The organism is Enterobacter cloacae complex sp. OE43NF, assembly GCF_023544405.1.
GTDB classification, from domain to species: domain Bacteria; phylum Pseudomonadota; class Gammaproteobacteria; order Enterobacterales; family Enterobacteriaceae; genus Enterobacter; species Enterobacter cloacae.
The window spans coordinates 40157-57261 of record NZ_JAMJFW010000033.1 but is presented as its reverse complement, the minus strand read 5'-3'; the positions used below and the strand labels follow the sequence as shown (position 1 = coordinate 57261).

The following is a 17105-nucleotide window of genomic DNA, read 5'->3' as shown; positions in this document are numbered from 1 at the left end:
TGGAGCAACTGGTTATCTCGTTCAATCATATGATTGGAAAGATTGAGGATGTCTTTACCCGCCAGGCCAATTTCTCTGCCGATATCGCGCATGAGATCAGAACGCCCATCACCAATCTGGTGACGCAGACTGAAATCGCACTGAGTCAGGATCGAACACAGAGGGAACTTGAGGATGTCCTCTATTCCAGTCTTGAAGAGTATAACCGGATGACCAAAATGGTCAGCGATATGCTGTTCCTGGCACAGGCAGATAATAATCAGCTGATACCTGACAGGGTCATGTTTGACCTCAGAGCGGAAGTCATGAAAGTCTTCGAGTTTTTCGAAGCCTGGGCCGAAGAACGCAATATCACGCTCAAATTTAACGGGATGCCCTGCCTGGTTGAGGGAGATCCACAAATGTTCAGAAGGGCGATCAATAATCTGTTATCCAATGCCCTGCGTTATACCCCGGAGGGACAGGCAATCACCGTCTCAATAAGAGAGCAGGAGAGCTTTTTTGACCTTGTGATTGAAAATCCGGGGAAACCAATCCCTGAAGAGCATTTATCAAGGTTGTTTGACCGTTTTTATCGGGTGGATCCGTCCAGACAACGAAAAGGAGAAGGCAGCGGCATCGGCCTTGCGATTGTGAAGTCAATCGTGGAAGCACATCACGGAAGAGTGCAGGTGGAATCGGACGTACACTCAACGCGTTTTATCTTATCCGTGCCCAGACTGGAGAAAATGATTCCGGACACCCAGTGCTGGGAATAAAGATTTAAATGACAAAGATGTCATTAGCCTGTCATGCAGCAAACAGAAGCCATTCGATATAATTAGTGCAACTTATCAGGAAGGCTGGATTGCTTTATCAATATCCGGCGTCAGTGGACGCCAGGAAATGAATATCCAGTCCCCTCCCGGAGAAATAAACACTTCCGAACCTGTTTCAGTTATGGAACTGAAAACACCGGTTGTACTCCCCCGGACATCACTAATTAAGAAATGGAGAGTTATCATGAAAAATATCGTATTAGCATCCTTGCTGGGCTTTGGCTTAATTTCTTCGGCCTGGGCCACTGAAACCGTGAATATCCATGAGCGGGTCAACAATGCACAGGCACCTGCTCACCAGATGCAGTCTGCTGCGGCTCCTGTCGGGATCCAGGGGACTGCACCTCGTATGGCCGGTATGGACCAGCATGAACAGGCCATTATTGCTCATGAAACCATGACGAACGGGTCGGCGGATGCGCACCAGAAAATGGTGGAAAGTCATCAGAGGATGATGGGAAGTCAGACCGTTTCCCCTACCGGGCCGTCGAAGTCATTAGCGGCAATGAATGAGCATGAAAGAGCTGCAGTTGCCCATGAATTTATGAATAACGGTCAGTCTGGCCCACATCAGGCCATGGCCGAAGCGCATCGTCGCATGCTCAGTGCAGGCTGACGGCGAGGGAAGTATCTGTGCTGTCCTTATTTCCTTGATAGATTTTTCCGTAACCGGATATATGGCAACATCTTTGCCCCCTACAGGGGGCATTTTTATCAGATTCTGCTACAGTTAACGGGCATCAACGCTAAAAGGATATTTTTTATGAAAGCCAGAAACACTTTATTTGCAGTATTAATGTTATCCCTGCCAGCGATTTCAGCAGAACATTCAGAAATGAAAATGACTGATATGTCTACCTCGGCTTCGTCACAGGAATATATGGCTGGCATGAAAGACATGCATGACAAAATGATGGCTGCCGTAAATGAGTCCGATCCCGACAAGGCTTTTGCGAAAGGCATGGTAGCGCACCATGAAGGGGCAATAGCAATGGCTGAGACCGAGCTCAAATACGGAAAAGATCCGAAAATGAGAAAGCTCGCGCAGGACATCATTAAAGCTCAAAAAGGTGAAATTGAGCAGATGAATAAATGGCTTGATAGTCAAAAGTAAACATTGTAGAAATGTCACGACAAGCGTGATTTTACATCGTTCCTGGGCGCGGGAGTCGGTTAATCTTTATATAATTCAAACCCGATTAATTTCGGGTTTTTACTACTCTGTACTCCGGTCCTTTGTTGAGGACCGGAATATATGCACCTGAGATGCTTATTTAATACATTATCTCGTCATGGATACAATGTCGCTCAGGATCTCAACCAGCTCGCTTCTCTCCTGCGTTCCGTCATGATAGGTTGATCTTGAGATGATTCTTTCTGATGTCATCTGAGGCCAGAATTTATCTAGTACATTATCGGGTTTCATTCCCACAGCCCGGCCGATTATTTTTTTAGCGTCACAGGTGTCCGTAAACGTGACGGCTACACCAGTAATTTCCTCGATAAGATCCGGGCACAGATAGTTTTCTATCTCACGTTTGCGCGTAGCGAAAAATACCTTACCGGCCTCCTCTACTTCTTTTTTACGCTTCTGGATGGACAGAACCTGTGCAGGGTCTCCCCCAATATCGGAGTCCAGAAATACGCACCAGGGAAGCCCCAGATCTTTGGCCAGATTCAATGTAACCCAGTGTTTGACGCTACCACACCCTCCTATGAGGACTGGCACTATTTTCACGTCCTCCAGAGAGGCTGGCAGCGCACCTGACTGTTTTAATGAACTGGCCGCATGCCTCAGGAAAGTAACATCCGACTTTCCCTCTACCAGAACAATCCCCTGCGCCCTTTCCATACCGGTCTCTGGCAGCACCCCCAGGCTTTCAGTGGCTTCCTTCAGCACTGCGTCATCCGGCATTTTTACTACGGGTTCACCCGCCTCATTTCGGGTAACATAACGTACGCCTTCGACAGGGATTAATCCGGCCAGCGCCGGGACATGGGTGGTGACGATAATCTGACGGTGCGGCTGGCCTGCCAGTGCCAGTAACGCTTTCATCAGCATCATCTGATAGTTCGGATGCTGTGACGTTTCAGGCTCCTCTATGGCATAAATCACATTTCTGGGCGTCCCCGCGACATTCTTTTCAGCCTCAGCCCGAAAAAAATTCAACAGGATAAGCCTCCTTATCCCGCTGCCGCGCTTATTGATGGGGATGCCATTTTCCCCGTCCAGGGTGAAATTGAAGGTCCACTTGGGTTTCTCCTTAAATCGTGGAGTCAGTTCACTGGCGAGTTCGGGGGCCATTTCACGTAATTTATCCAGCGTTCTCTGTGCGACATCCAGGACGCTGTCCTGAATCTCATTTTCCAGCGCTGTAATTTTGTCCTGCAGCGCAGCCTGAGCGTCTTTTACGGCCTGCTGTAAGGGGTTTTTAGCTTCGGAATCCCCGTCGCTGCTTTCCCTGTCGGCTTTGAAAATCGCATACGTGGGCAGCAAATCGAGGATCTTACCCCATAATGATTTTGTGTCGGTTCCGAACTCTTTATCGACATCCAGCATAATTTCCGAACAGGTATAGGGGGCTGCGGCTTCCCTGATGGCCTGACGCCATAACGATGCAGTGCGTTTATCCGCCACATTTTTTTCAACTTCTTTTCCCACCGCCTTGAGCTCAGAAATTTTCATGCCCAGTAAATTTCTCAGGGGCTCCTCATCCGGGTGGATGCAGCGGATGCAGGTCTGCTCCGGTTTTCCTGAGGTCGTTGCTTTAAACGTTTTGACGATTTCAAAATTGCCGTCCTCATTCAGCAGATGTTCTGAGGCGAGCGTGGTCTGCACCCTGTCGTCGATCATGATAAAATCGGGCAGGTCATCAAATTCACAGGCTATTTCAAAACGGCCGTCCCCTTCTCTTAGGCTGAAACAGTTCATGTCATTCTTGTCAGCCTTCATTCCTTCTGTTTCAAAAAAAATAGCCAGCGCTTCCAGAAGCGTTGATTTCCCAAAGTCATTACGACCGACAATACCCGTCATGCTTTCATCAATAATGATTTCAGTAGAGTTTCTGTAGCCTCTGAAGTTTTTCAGTTTTAATTTTCTGAGCCGCATATGAAGTCCTGTGTGTAAGAAAGCGTTTTGCTGCAACCTGAATACAAAATATATTTTCAAATGCCTGCCAACAAGCAGGGATAACCGTTATTCAGAATATCTTAACGACATTTCGGGATTATGATCTGGTCGCGCTTTCAGAACTTTACTGCCCCTCAAAACACCGGAAACTAACTTGTGGTTGGTTACATGGCAAAGTTAAAACTCCAGAATCACGGGTAATGATTTCAATGCTTATTATATTTTTTGGAATTGACTCATGAGCTTTATAATTTAAATGATAATAATAACCATTCTTTTATGCGTAATATTTGCTACTGACACTGATGAATTTAAAAGAAGATAGATTTTCATTTACGGATTATTTCCTAAATTCATCGATAATGTGATCGACATAAAATTTTCACTGAAGAATGAAGAGATAATTTAAGGCCGAGCGAAATAGCTCAAAATGGTGTATTTAACATAACAGAAGAAATGAAAGGCTCTATCGCAACCTGATACTTCAGGCCGCTAAGGGGTTAATCTTGTTGAAGAAAAATTAGACCGGGAAGCGCCAGGCGTCACCATTTCTCCCGCCTGGCTGGAAGTGAAGAATAATTGTGCATAGCTCCGTATTCGGGCTTTGCATCTGACAATGGTTCCCTGGATGAAAGTACGATCTCCACTCCAAGGACGCTGAACACCCTAAACAAACGCTCAAAACCCGCACTTGCAGGGTTGGCCTCTAGTCGGGCATAAGTTTGCTGTGTTATACCCAAACGTTCAGAAACATCTTTTTGCGTCAGTCCATTGGCTTTGCGAAAGCCGATTAAAACAGGACGTAACTGATTCAAAGTCTTCAAAGCGTATTGAGTGTTCATAAGTGACCTTCCGTATCGACGAGTTAACAAGCATAACGCAGGGATTTACAGCATATAGGCTGTAATGCTCATTAACAGACTATAGGCTGTAATACGAATCCTGCCAAGATGCGGCATCTTTCAAATACAAGGCCGTATTGGGTAAGCAGTACACCGTTATATAGCACCCCTTGCCCCTTTGCTGGAGAGGGACCCACGTGATCGCAGGTCTTTTAGACGTTGTTGCTAACCGGCATCATACACAGGTGGTAACCCCCAGGGAAACTCTATGAGTGATAATTTATTCCTGCCCCAGTCAAAATATAAAACCTTATCTAACTAGCTTTCTTAGTATTTTATAAATGAAGTGAAATTAGCGAAGAAGTTTTACATTGTAAAGTGAGCAAAAATATTTACCATTCAACTGGCAAAATTTACAATCTGCAGCCCTTAGCCTGAGAAAATGCACATTAACAGAATAATCATCAAGTCCGATAGAGGCATAACTTACGTCCTCAAAAATATCAGAAATAAATGAGTTGAAATTACAAAAATTAACTTCACTTAACATCTTGAACACCGCAGAAATATATCTATCATGCATTATCTTGACTTCGATAACCTTAGATAAACTTGAATGCGACTTACATTTGAAGAGATCAAAGAGAAAGTAAATCAGCATATTTTTATTGTCCGAAATCCATTTTAAAATTTTATTACGTGCACATGGTAATATATACACTGGATTTTTGAAAGGGTTTGAAACGTCAACCACAAGGGAACAATAACCATGAGGATTTATTCCACTTATAATTAAGTCACTAAGTCCTTTCACTGCATTCAAATAGTTATCAAAACAAACCTCATATAAACTGGTACTATGAACTGCACATTTAGATTCAAACAAACATCTATGACGCAGATAACCAATGCCTTTAGAGTGTATATCTTCAACAATACATTTGTGACAGTAACGAATGTTTGAGATGTTTACCAATGGATATGAATTAGTTATGTGAAAATTTTTCCGACAGGCATCTTCAACAGCGTTAAAATACCCGTAAACACCAGAAGATAACGACACTATATTGGAAGTTAGTATATAACCATTTCTAGTGGCAAGAATGTCATATATATCCTGCAAGCTATGCAATTTGTACATATCAATCAGTTCGAAACGAGGAAAGGCATCGTACCTTAGTGCGCCATGCTTTGATATTATGTTCCTGCAATTGGATAAGTTATACATTATCTGTGAACGCAGAAGAAAACTGTGCCACAATTCATTTTCGTAAACCATATAACTCCCTCTTATTTAATTAGTTCCATTTTTCTGAGAAGTATCATTGTCATTGGTAGTTTATCTCTGTATTTCAAAAGCCAGCCATGCCCTCCCAGTAAAGCATCTAGACTTGTAAGTGACATCGAGTACTGCCCCTGAGATAAAACATCATTTATTAATGATGATGAGATAATATCTCTCTCGCTCCAGTCTACTCTTTTATTTTTATAGCATCGTATTGTTTTAGGAAGACAGGAATTAAGCCAGTCACATTCATGTTTATTTAGCCAATAGAAACTTGCATAACAACTTTCTTTGACTAACTTTCGTGTTATAGAAACGGATTGATTATGTATAAATCTTAATATTTTCTGCTTATGACGCCGTCTTAAAGAATCTTTTTTACATTTTTTACGCCATGAGCATAAACCGTAACAAGATGAAATTACAGAGGATACAGCTCCTTCCGATAATGAGTTTTTCTCAGCTATGGATGCCAGACTAAACCCCCTTACAGCCATAGACTTGATAAGCAATTCAGTGAATATATTAATTTATGTGTTTCGCTTAAACGCCCTCAGGTATTTTTTATAAATAAGTGTTTTAATGTAACATCTGCTGCGACTAAATTCCTTCCCAAGGTTGCTAACACTAGTATTATTTTCAACTATATGAAAACTGTATTTCTTATGACTTTTAAAGATTTCTTTCTTTTTATTAGTACGACTTCCTGCATACGTTGGCCAGCAAGTATTTAACAAACAATAACAAAGCAAAAGATGCTTTGTGGGATGCTGACAACATTTGTCTTTGAGTATAGGCTCCCAGTAATGATAATCAGTTAGGGATGTTGGTATAAGTCCCGATGAACCCTCCCCAAATAACTGGCACTTAGCATAAACATGTGCGTAGAATACATTTTTCTTTAAATTTCCATCCAATGATAATAAATTCAACTTTTTAAGTACATCCATGTAATTGGGGTGTGTAATATCTTTTCTTCTGATTATATTTAGGGACTCATAACAAAACTTAGCAAAATCGAAGTCTATCTCATTGCTAAGTTGTTCTGTATACGAAACAGGAGGCATCAGTCCAATACGTATGTGCGGTGAAGAAGGGACATGGATGCTTTCAAGCGCTACCGGATGCCGATGGCAGGTTGTAACCCCATGAAGCTGATGCGCCAGATGCCAATAAGTAACACCATAATGAAAAGTATCTTCACGAGCGCAAACCGGGCAAAACTTCAATAGTGTGCGCTGCCCTAGTGAAAAATTACTAAGGCGGCACAATCGATTAAGCCTGGCAGGGGTCGTGTTGAAATCCATAATTTCATTACGACTGATTGGTAGTGCCCAGGCAAAAAGAGGGAGTAAAGTCTGTTCATGCCAGAGCTGATCTGCACTTTCGGATGTATGAAGAGAAATAGCCTTTAATCCTGAATTGAGAATTGGATGGACGTTCATATCAGGTTTGTTGAAAATGATCGTTAACAGAGAAGATGGGGACATACCGTACACGGTAGTTGTCCGACAAAACCGGCTGAACAAGGATTCATCAGGCAAAACAGGCAACATTCTCATTTCCCACACCTCTCTTTGACCGTTACGAACTGTTACCTCATTACAATTTATTAAGTGGATCTATATTTATAAGCCCGCAACGCTGAAGAGCATCGTAGGTATTTTTCTTTTCAGCTGTTCTGTTGATAACAAGATCGTGGTCAAGAGACAGTATTTTCTCGTCGAAATTGCGCAAAACCTCGTCTATTTTTCCTACGAATTCCTTGTGCTGTGGCCTGTCTATATCCCCAGGGATCAAAGACTTTAGGGACTTCTCTGCCATGATTTTAGCCGAAGCATCACCCTCATTAGATGCAGAGAGCCATTTAGCTTCCTCATCTTCAGTCGCGGCCCCCGGGAGTGGAGTATCCTTATATTCCTCCGTATGACTCACGAGTACCGGTACAGAGGCCGACAAGACTGCGCCAGTGATGATTTCATTGCCGCTACCGATAACCTTTAATTGTGCCCCCCGATAAATCATCTGAGCCAATCCAATATTGCCTTTAGATAAAATGAATAATTTTTCGTTTAACTCATCATTTAATGGAGTTTCAACATTTGTCCATTGTAATGGCCATAAATAATGAATAAACGATTGCCAGTCTTGTGAATCGTATCTAACATTCTTAATTTTCATGTAACCACCAGACTCTGCCCGCCTGGCAATTCTCATTTTCTTTGTCAGCGTCTCGTCAAAAGGATGATTTCCACAAAAAACCATAGATACCCCCATGGAATCTACAATTTCATGTAAAAAATCAATCAACTTACTCTCACCCCCGGTTCTTGAAAATTTAAGCCTCTGCATTTCATCAATAACAAGGATACCCAAAAATGATGATTTAATTCTTTGTGCAATCTGGCGAGCCAGAGCACCATTTCTAATCTCAGGTGTAGTTCGTTCAATACCAATTGCATCATCTAATTTTTGTAAAATCTCTTCACAAAGGTCTCTCACACTTGAATTGTATGGACAATTAATCTTTACCCATACAATTTGCTTACTGAAGCCGGGAAAAACTCCTTTATAGCTGCTGTGTTCTATAATCTGAGGGAAATGATCCATGACTTGCTCAATCATGGTAGTTTTTCCAGAACCACTCATTCCAACTATCGTAATAGTTTCAGCCTGGGATTTAAAATATCCACTTTCTGGCTCAATATCAGGACGCTCATTTCCATAGTAATGAAGATATTGAATTGTTCCGCTTTTTAAAGGATTACGAGCTGCATAGCTTTCCCTAAGTGCCCGTAAGATCATCTTATAAGCCTGGATAAGATTGGTTTGAGGGCAACGGAATTTCTTTATACGTTCGACATACTGCTCTCTAACATTCGCCGGGGCAGTCCAGCGGATTTTTTCGTCAATTTCGGGGAAATAACTCATTTCCAGAAGTACTTCATCTTCCGTAAGCGCTTCAGGAAGTGCTTCAATTAAGGGATTGCCACGATACTCAGGTAACTCCTGTTCTTTATATATCGCTGAAACGCGCCGTATAAGATTCATTATTCTGCGTCCTCAGTCTTCTTCTTACCTTTTAACCATCTTTGTTTCTCCTCCCGGCCAGGCAAAAGCAGAACATTACTGGATGAAGGAAGTAGGGGTTCAGATCTTCCATTAGCAACATGAGTTCGCCCTAATGAATCAAGTTCATTTTTCCTGTTCTTTTTAATATCTTTACCATGTACCCGGCGAGATTCGTATATTTCATTTAATCTTTCGTTACCTTTCCTGTTAAATTCATCTTTATTATTGATATTGCTGAGCGAATCCAGAGTAAATAAATTAATTTCTTTTTGAGTATCTACCCAATCAGCCATTACATCTGTATCAAGATGAGCTTTCCCTTTAAATACATCTCTTTTCTTAAGTAGGTAATGTTTTTTGAAAATGCTATTTTTGTCAAATCTTACATATATATAATCTACGCAATTGTCATCTATTCTTGCTTCACAAGTGGTTCTTCCAAATACTCTGACACCTGATGCAATTTCAGGATCACATTCATAAAAAAGATTATTGTACTGAATCCCATCGGCGGTAATGTTAGCGTTCACAGGGATTAACAATCGTGCGATCACTTCGTCGGCCCCAACGGCTCTTGCGCTGAATCTCCCGTGCTTTAAGCTTATCATCCAACTATTTTTTGGTGATATTACGAGATCATTTTCAATCAGTAAGGGATTGATATAAGCCAGTTCCTCATACGTTCTCTGATTATGTGCAAGTATCTCCCGAATCAGTAAAGACGTGACCTCCTGAATCGTTAAACAAGCCCTGGATTGCGGTGTTGGCTCTCCTTTAACAATCTTTCCCCTTCGTGTTGTTCCAATAAGCCTATGAATAACCTCATCATTCAGAATGCCGAAACAGCGTTCAACAATGCTTTTTCTGTCGCCTCTACCGACTGGCGCAAACTCAAGTTTTGTCAGGGGGGTCATCTCTTCCTGAGGTTTAAGACCAATCATCTCCCCGTTGTCACACATCAATGTTAATGGAATGTGAGAACAAGGCCAATCATCATCAGTAATAGAGATTCCAAATAATCTACAATATTCTTTTTTTGGCATAAAGCAATTTGCTAACGCTTGTCGGGCGGCTCGCCATGAAGCATGGTATAAAGAAACATGAAGGCCAACAATCATTCTTGTTGCACGATCCACCACTGTATAAATAGTAGGACGCCCAATGACTTTTCGTCTGTTTAAACTCGAAATAAGATGTACATCAGCGACAGTTGAGTCTATTTCGAAAACATCACCCGGCAAAACAGTTGTATTAGCCACACTACCTAAAAGCGCCCGCATTTTGAGGTCTATTTCTTTTTTCGTGTTCTTCTTATTTATCGAGAAATCTTTAGTGAAGAGTTTTTTATTCCAGTATGAAAATTGTTTTAAAGAAGGAACATATGGAGCTCTATTTTCTAGGTTTGCTGTTTTAATTTCATCCCTAAAATACAAATCAATATGTCTCTCTAATGTTTTCTTTATCGTATCTCCGTTAACTTTATAATGATACGTAATGAGAGATTTTCTAATATTATTTATATCTCTTTCATTAAGAATGAAAACACGTGATCGTTCATTAGGTAATGCTCTGTTTTTTTTGGAATTCCCAAGTTTAATTTCATGTTTGATTCTACTTTTCCCAGCGGCGCCACAGTTCGAGAATGCGGGTAGCAATGCATAAATATCCTGCCCATGTCGCCAATACAACGCCAGAAGCGTTCTGATAGTATATTGTGATATTTTTTTATTTCTTGAGTAATCCATTAAAAGGTGCGACTTTTTATGTAATGCATAGTCGAACAGAAACATTCTGTCATCTACAAGATCTTTAATGATATTGTAATTTTCATCTCGCCTTCCTCTGTCTTTATCTGTTAATTCTTTCTCATCTACTAACATATATGAAGGATATATATAATCTTTACAAGTTATGCTATTTGATTCAATATAATATTTAAACATTGAAAATGAGAAAGGGATTGGCTTACCCGTTCTTTCTGATTTTATTTTAAACAAAATTAACAAATCGACCTTTCTGTCAAAATCCAAAACACGGTAAAGTCCCTCTGCAAGCAAATCAGTGCCTTGAGAGAGCCAGACTGAATTCCTAATAATATCCATTTGCGTTCAGTCCTATATAGTGGTCATTGGAAATTATCTTTATCAGACCGGTTTCGAGTATTGGATATGATAAATCAACATTTATCATTTTTAATCCAATCATTGCCTGCAATAACATCATCGCTTCTTGTGCGTCTACCCCAAAGATTGATGAAATCATTGCACGTAGTCCTACTATGGGATAAACATCTGGTTTAAGCTTCCATAGGATTTTATCAAGAGGATATTTATCATAAATTTCAGAACCATCTCTTAATACAGAAGTAGCCCAGCAAATGTTTTTACCGACGACGTTATTGAGTTCCGAGCCAACATAAATTTGAAACTCAACATCAATCAACTGCCAAAACATCCTCTCTATTTCAAGTTTTTGGGCTTCGCGTTCAGGTATGCTCTCGTTATGTTTTACTGCTATAGCTTTGTATCGAAGTCCGCCTTCAGGAGTTCTCAAGGTCAGTAAAAAATCGGTTGTCATAACATTCAGAACTTCGACAGGTACTCCTCTTACTCCCCTCACCATAGGATGTTGAAAATGTAGATGATTTGCTATTTGTTGGGTAAGCCGGAGAGGAAAGAGTGGGAATTGTTCCCGGATATCAATCACCGAGTCATTAAACTCAGCCAGATAGAAAAAGTTACTTTCGACAGAAGAAAGGAGATGATGGTTTCGAAACGTCTTAAGGCCAAAGACTATCGAACGGTTTCCACGGGATTTAACGTCCTGAGCTCTAAGCCAGGGCTGATAACTTTGGCCATAGCCCACTCCTATGCCGTCACCTAGCGCATTTTCATAATCCAAATAGGATTTGAGACGCCTACCCCTAGCCATGATCGTACCCTAAAAACGACATTGATACGTACCTATATGTGCATTTTATAGTCTCCAACCCTATAACCACACATTCAGTAAGTATACAACATTAGCGTCGTTTTTTGAGAATGGTTACAACTTTAGTGCTTTGTGTACAACTTTATTGTCCTCGGACATCGGCCAGCGCCTGCGCACACGCCCAGGCACTGGCCCACGCCCACTGGAAGTTATACCCGCCGAGCCAGCCGGTCACATCCATAACTTCACCGATGAAGTAGAGGCCCGGCACGTTGCGTGCCTCCATCGTGCGCGAGGAGAGCTCATTCGTGTCGACACCGCCCAGCGTGACCTCCGCCGTGCGGTAGCCTTCGGTGCCGTTGGGCTGCACGCACCAGTTTGTCAGGGTCTCTACCAGCGTCTCCTGCTCGCGGCTGTTAAGCTGCTTAAGGGAAACATCCGGGATCTGCCCTAACCCCTGCAAACACTCCACCAGACGCTTCGGCAACTGCATCGCCAGGGTATTTTTCAGGCTCTGATTCGGGTGCGCCGCACGCTGTTCATTGAGGAACGCATCCAGATCGCACTCCGGCAGCAGGTTAACCGTGACGAACTCGCCCGGCTGCCAGTAGCTGGAGATTTGCAGCACCGCCGGGCCGGAGAGGCCGCGGTGGGTAAAGAGGAGGTTTTCGCGGAACACCGTTCCGTCTTCGGCGGTAATAACGGAAGGAACAGAAACGCCAGAAAGCGTCTGAAGCTGTTCCAGAAGCGGTTTGTGCAGAGTAAAAGGAACCAGTCCCGCACGCGTTGGCAGCACCTTCAGGCCAAACTGCTCGGCAATTTTGTAGCCGAACGGCGAGGCGCCCAGCCCCGGCATCGACAGACCGCCGCTGGCAATGACCAGGTTATCGGCGCTGACGCTTTCGCCGTTGAGCTGCAGCGTATAGCCCTGCTCGTCGCGGGATACGTCCAGCACCTCTGTACGCAGGCGCATTACCACGCCGCCCTTCTCGCACTCGGCCACCAGCATATCGACAATCTGCTGCGCGGAGTCGTCGCAGAACAGCTGTCCCAAGGTCTTCTCATGCCACGCGATACCGTGCTTACCCACAAGATCGATAAAATCCCACTGGGTATAACGCGCCAGCGCAGATTTACAAAAATGGCGGTTCTGGCTCAGATAGGCCGCAGGTTCGACATACAGGTTCGTAAAGTTGCAGCGCCCGCCGCCAGACATCAGGATCTTGCGCCCAGGCTTTTTACCGTTATCCAGCAGCAGCACGCGACGACCCGCCTGTCCGGCCATCGCCGCACAAAACATACCCGCCGCACCGGCGCCAATTACCACGGCATCAAACCTTTCCACGTCAAAACCCTCTTTGTTCACTGCCGCGGATTGTAAAGTTTCCTCTGTGGTCACACCAGCGTAAAAAGATATTACAAAGCCATTTCATTGAAATTTAAAGAATATCCTTTCAGGCACTTTTCCCAAATCAGGTGGTATGTCAAAAAAAGTCTATATTTCACTTTGCCCGCCGCGCATTTGTCCTGGATAATGCGCCGCGTTCATGTCCTCAAAATGGCGTAACGTCCTATGCTACATTTGTTTGCCGGCCTGGATTTACATACCGGGCTTTTATTATTGCTTGCTCTGGTTTTTGTACTGTTTTACGAAGCGATCAACGGCTTCCACGACACTGCAAACGCAGTAGCAACGGTTATCTACACTCGCGCAATGCGATCGCAACTGGCGGTCGTTATGGCGGCGGTATTTAACTTTTTTGGTGTCCTTCTGGGCGGACTGAGCGTTGCGTATGCCATTGTGCATATGCTGCCAACGGATCTGCTGCTTAACGTAAGTTCTGGCCATGGCCTCGCTATGGTGTTCTCAATGCTGCTTGCTGCAATTATCTGGAACCTCGGTACCTGGTATTTCGGCCTGCCTGCATCCAGTTCTCACACCCTCATCGGTGCCATTATCGGTATCGGGTTAACCAACGCCCTGATGACCGGTACCTCGGTTGTTGATGCGCTTAACCTGCCTAAAGTACTGGGTATTTTCGGTTCTCTGATCATCTCCCCTATCGTCGGTCTGGTGGTTGCGGGTGGATTGATTTTCATCCTGCGTCGCTACTGGAGCAACACGAAAAAACGTGCGCGTATCCACCTGACGCCAGCAGAGCGTGAGAAGAAAGACGGCAAGAAAAAGCCACCATTCTGGACGCGTATCGCCCTGATCATTTCCGCCATCGGCGTGGCCTTCTCTCACGGCGCGAACGACGGGCAGAAAGGCATCGGTCTGGTGATGCTGGTTCTGATTGGCGTTGCACCGGCGGGCTTCGTGGTTAACATGAATGCCTCCGGTTATGAAATCACCCGTACCCGTGATGCGGTCAATAACGTTGAAACCTATTTCCAGCAGCACCCTGAACTGCTGAAAAAAGCGACCGGCGTTGACCAGTTGATCCCGTCGCCTGAAGCGGGTGCGACCACCGCGCCGGGCGAGTTCCACTGCCACCCGGCAAACGCGATTAACGCGCTGGAACGTGCAAAAGGCATGCTGGGCGATATCGAAAGCTACGACAAACTGGCCGTTGAACAGCGTGGTCAGCTGCGTCGCATTATGCTCTGCATCTCTGACGTGACCGACAAAGTCGCGAAGCTGCCAGACGTGAATGCTGACGACAAGCGTCTGCTGAAGAAACTGAAAAGCGATATGCTCAACACCATTGAGTACGCGCCAATCTGGATCATCATGGCTGTCGCGCTGGCACTGGGTATCGGTACGATGATTGGCTGGCGTCGTGTGGCAACCACCATCGGCGAGAAGATCGGTAAGAAAGGCATGACCTATGCGCAGGGCATGTCCGCGCAGATGACGGCGGCGGTCTCTATCGGTCTGGCAAGCTACACCGGAATGCCGGTCTCCACCACCCACGTACTCTCTTCGTCCGTGGCAGGTACCATGATTGTTGATGGCGGCGGTCTGCAACGCAAAACCGTGACCAACATTCTGATGGCCTGGGTGTTTACGCTTCCGGCGTCTATCCTGCTCTCGGGTGGGTTGTACTGGATTGCGCTGAAGCTGATTTAATTGGCTGAAGGCGACAAAAAAGCGGGTCAGGAAACTGACCCGCTTTTTTTATGCTCAGTGCCAAATCATTAAGGCAATCATACTGACGACGACCAGGCCACACAGGGCGCTGGTCAAAATGAACTGGCGACGCAGGCGCTCGCAGCGGCGGATAAACTCTTCATCGTGATGATCCCGGTAGCGCTGGTAGTAGATATACCCGACCAGGCGCATCTGTTTGCTGGGCTGTCCATGCGAGGTGAAGAACCCTCCACCGTCCACATACTGATAAAGCAACGGATCGCAACCACGAAGTACCACTAACAGCGCACGTAACGATGAGAAGTAGCGCGCCATATTCACTATGCAAACTACGCATAACGCCCAAAACAATGCGACGGTGCTAATCATACATCCTCCCCGGCGTCCGCCCACGAAGCAAGGCTTCTGAGCTACCGCACCCCAATGCCCTGACAGACAGTTCAGTGAAAGAATGACCAAAAGTCGATCCGGTTCGCGTTTTAATATCCGAACGGTTCATTAAATAGTGTAGGAGATCCGTTAATTTTTTTGCCACAAGGTTAATCGTTATCAACACCAAAGCTTGAAAAATATGTTTAACTGGGCCGTAATGAAAGCATCAGACGACGGCTTTCTGTTTAGTCATCGATAACTTAAGGAAGGAGTAACACTATGGCTTACAAACACATTCTCATCGCGGTAGACCTCTCCCCGGAGAGCAAAGTGCTGGTTGATAAAGCAGTATCCATGGCACGCCCTTACAACGCGAAAGTTTCGCTGATTCACGTTGATGTGAATTACTCCGACCTTTACACCGGTCTGATCGACGTGAATCTCGGCGATATGCAAAAACGCATCTCCGAAGAGACACACCACGCCCTGAGCGAGCTGTCCACCAACGCAGGTTACCCGATCACTGAAACCTTAAGCGGTAGCGGCGATCTGGGCCAGGTGCTGGTCGATGCGATTAAGAAATATGATATGGACCTGGTGGTTTGCGGTCATCACCAGGACTTCTGGAGCAAGCTGATGTCCTCAGCGCGTCAGCTGATCAATACCGTTCACGTGGATATGCTGATTGTTCCGCTGCGTGACGAAGAAGACGAGTAAGTGCAAAAAAGCCCGGTGGCGCTAACGCTTACCGGGCCTACAAATGGCACTGAACGTAGGCCGGGTAAGGCGAAGCCGCCACCCGGCTTTTTTATTCCGGCGTACCCGAATAAATATCAAACCGGTGCCCTTTGGTGGTCACCGCGTTGGTCGTCGCAACGTCCGCCAGCGGCGGCGCGTAATCCGGGCGTTTCACCACCACCCGCTTCGTTGCAAGCTGACGGGCAGGCTCAAGCAGGCCGTCCGCATCCAGATCCGGCCCCACCAGCGACTGAAACACCCGCATCTCTTTTTTCACCAGCGCGCTTTTCTGCTTATGCGGGAACATCGGATCGAGATAGACCACCTGCGGGCGCGGGGTGATATCGGTCAACGCCGTCAGGCTGGAGGCGTGGATCAGCTGTAAACGTTCCTGCAACCACGGGCCGATTTCCGGGTCCGCGTAACCACGAGTCAGGCCGTCATCCAACAACGCGGCCACCACCGGGTTGCGCTCCAGCATCCGCACGCGGCAGCCGACAGACGCCAGCACAAACGCATCGCGCCCCAGCCCCGCCGTGGCATCCACCACATCCGGAAGATAGCTCCCTTTGATGCCGACGGCTTTGGCAACAGCCTCACCGCGTCCGCCGCCAAACTTGCGCCGGTGCGCCATCGCGCCCCCGACAAAATCGACAAAAATCCCGCCGAGTTTCGGTTCGTCGCGTTTACGTAATTCGAGATGCTCTGGCGTCATCACCAGCGCCATGAGGTTGTCATCATCGTGCTCCAGCCCCCAACGGGCGGCCAGAACAGATAAGGCGCCGTCTCCGGCGCCTGTTTCATCCACTAAGCAGATCTTCAC

At 45.3% G+C, this 17105-nt stretch carries 13 protein-coding genes and 2 pseudogenes; 5 read left to right on the top strand and 10 right to left on the bottom strand.

Annotated elements, in window-relative coordinates; translation table 11 throughout:
* From silS to copM, 3 genes and pseudogenes are all read left to right on the top strand, one after another.
* A pseudogene (silS, locus tag M8370_RS15870) lies at window positions 1-758 on the top strand (copper/silver sensor histidine kinase SilS); the annotation flags it as partial.
* A gap of 244 nt (window positions 759-1002) precedes the next feature.
* Window positions 1003-1434 (top strand): silver-binding protein SilE, encoded by a 432-nt coding sequence (gene silE / locus M8370_RS15865; protein ID WP_000790485.1) that lies wholly within the window; start codon window positions 1003-1005, stop codon window positions 1432-1434.
* Between the two features lie 147 nt (window positions 1435-1581).
* Window positions 1582-1932: a CopM family metallochaperone gene (copM, locus tag M8370_RS15860; protein WP_000647571.1), complete on the top strand. Its 351-nt coding sequence runs from the start codon at window positions 1582-1584 to the stop codon at window positions 1930-1932.
* Window positions 1933-2100: 168 nt separating this feature from the next.
* Here copM and M8370_RS15855 read toward each other — a convergent pair whose 3' ends face one another.
* From M8370_RS15855 to M8370_RS15815, 8 genes and pseudogenes are all read right to left on the bottom strand, one after another.
* Window positions 2101-3927 carry an AAA family ATPase gene (locus M8370_RS15855; RefSeq protein ID WP_001239419.1) on the bottom strand — a complete coding sequence of 609 codons (1827 nt, stop codon included), beginning with the start codon at window positions 3925-3927 and terminating at the stop codon, window positions 2101-2103.
* 563 nt (window positions 3928-4490) lie between these two features.
* A complete protein-coding gene (locus tag M8370_RS15850) occupies window positions 4491-4790 on the bottom strand; it encodes a helix-turn-helix domain-containing protein (protein ID WP_001097216.1) in 300 nt (99 codons plus the stop codon).
* A gap of 352 nt (window positions 4791-5142) precedes the next feature.
* On the bottom strand, window positions 5143-6069 hold the full coding sequence (locus M8370_RS15845; RefSeq protein WP_250021347.1) for a hypothetical protein: 927 nt from the start codon (window positions 6067-6069) through the stop codon (window positions 5143-5145).
* Window positions 6070-6080: 11 nt separating this feature from the next.
* A pseudogene (locus M8370_RS15835) lies at window positions 6081-7637 on the bottom strand (TnsD family Tn7-like transposition protein).
* A 40-nt stretch (window positions 7638-7677) separates the two neighbouring features.
* Window positions 7678-9126 carry an ATP-binding protein gene (locus M8370_RS15830; protein WP_001049180.1) on the bottom strand — a complete coding sequence of 483 codons (1449 nt, stop codon included), beginning with the start codon at window positions 9124-9126 and terminating at the stop codon, window positions 7678-7680.
* The gene (locus tag M8370_RS15825; protein ID WP_250021343.1) at window positions 9126-11249 is read right to left on the bottom strand and encodes a TnsB C-terminal domain-containing protein; all 2124 of its coding nucleotides are present in this window, start codon (window positions 11247-11249) and stop codon (window positions 9126-9128) included. Before M8370_RS15825 ends, M8370_RS15830 begins: the two co-directional genes overlap by 1 nt.
* Entirely contained in the window at window positions 11236-12078 is an 843-nt protein-coding gene (locus tag M8370_RS15820) for a TnsA endonuclease N-terminal domain-containing protein (RefSeq protein ID WP_250021341.1), read from the bottom strand. Before M8370_RS15820 ends, M8370_RS15825 begins: the two co-directional genes overlap by 14 nt.
* Window positions 12079-12220: 142 nt before the next feature.
* The gene (locus M8370_RS15815; protein WP_250021339.1) at window positions 12221-13423 is read right to left on the bottom strand and encodes a BaiN/RdsA family NAD(P)/FAD-dependent oxidoreductase; all 1203 of its coding nucleotides are present in this window, start codon (window positions 13421-13423) and stop codon (window positions 12221-12223) included.
* 228 nt (window positions 13424-13651) lie between these two features.
* Here M8370_RS15815 and pitA point away from each other — a divergent pair, with 228 nt between their 5' ends.
* On the top strand, window positions 13652-15151 hold the full coding sequence (gene pitA, locus M8370_RS15810) for an inorganic phosphate transporter PitA (protein ID WP_013099193.1): 1500 nt from the start codon (window positions 13652-13654) through the stop codon (window positions 15149-15151).
* A gap of 54 nt (window positions 15152-15205) precedes the next feature.
* Here the strand turns inward: pitA and uspB are convergent, their stop codons facing one another.
* Window positions 15206-15541, bottom strand: coding sequence for a universal stress protein UspB (gene uspB, locus M8370_RS15805; RefSeq protein WP_003861224.1), 336 nt, complete (start codon window positions 15539-15541; stop codon window positions 15206-15208).
* A gap of 282 nt (window positions 15542-15823) precedes the next feature.
* On the opposite strand from uspB, the gene uspA reads away from it, so the two are divergent.
* Complete coding sequence (gene uspA / locus M8370_RS15800) at window positions 15824-16261, top strand: universal stress protein UspA (RefSeq protein ID WP_003861223.1); 438 nt, start codon at window positions 15824-15826, stop codon at window positions 16259-16261.
* A 91-nt stretch (window positions 16262-16352) separates the two neighbouring features.
* Here uspA and rsmJ read toward each other — a convergent pair whose 3' ends face one another.
* Window positions 16353-17105: a 16S rRNA (guanine(1516)-N(2))-methyltransferase RsmJ gene (gene rsmJ, locus M8370_RS15795; protein WP_044159163.1), complete on the bottom strand. Its 753-nt coding sequence runs from the start codon at window positions 17103-17105 to the stop codon at window positions 16353-16355.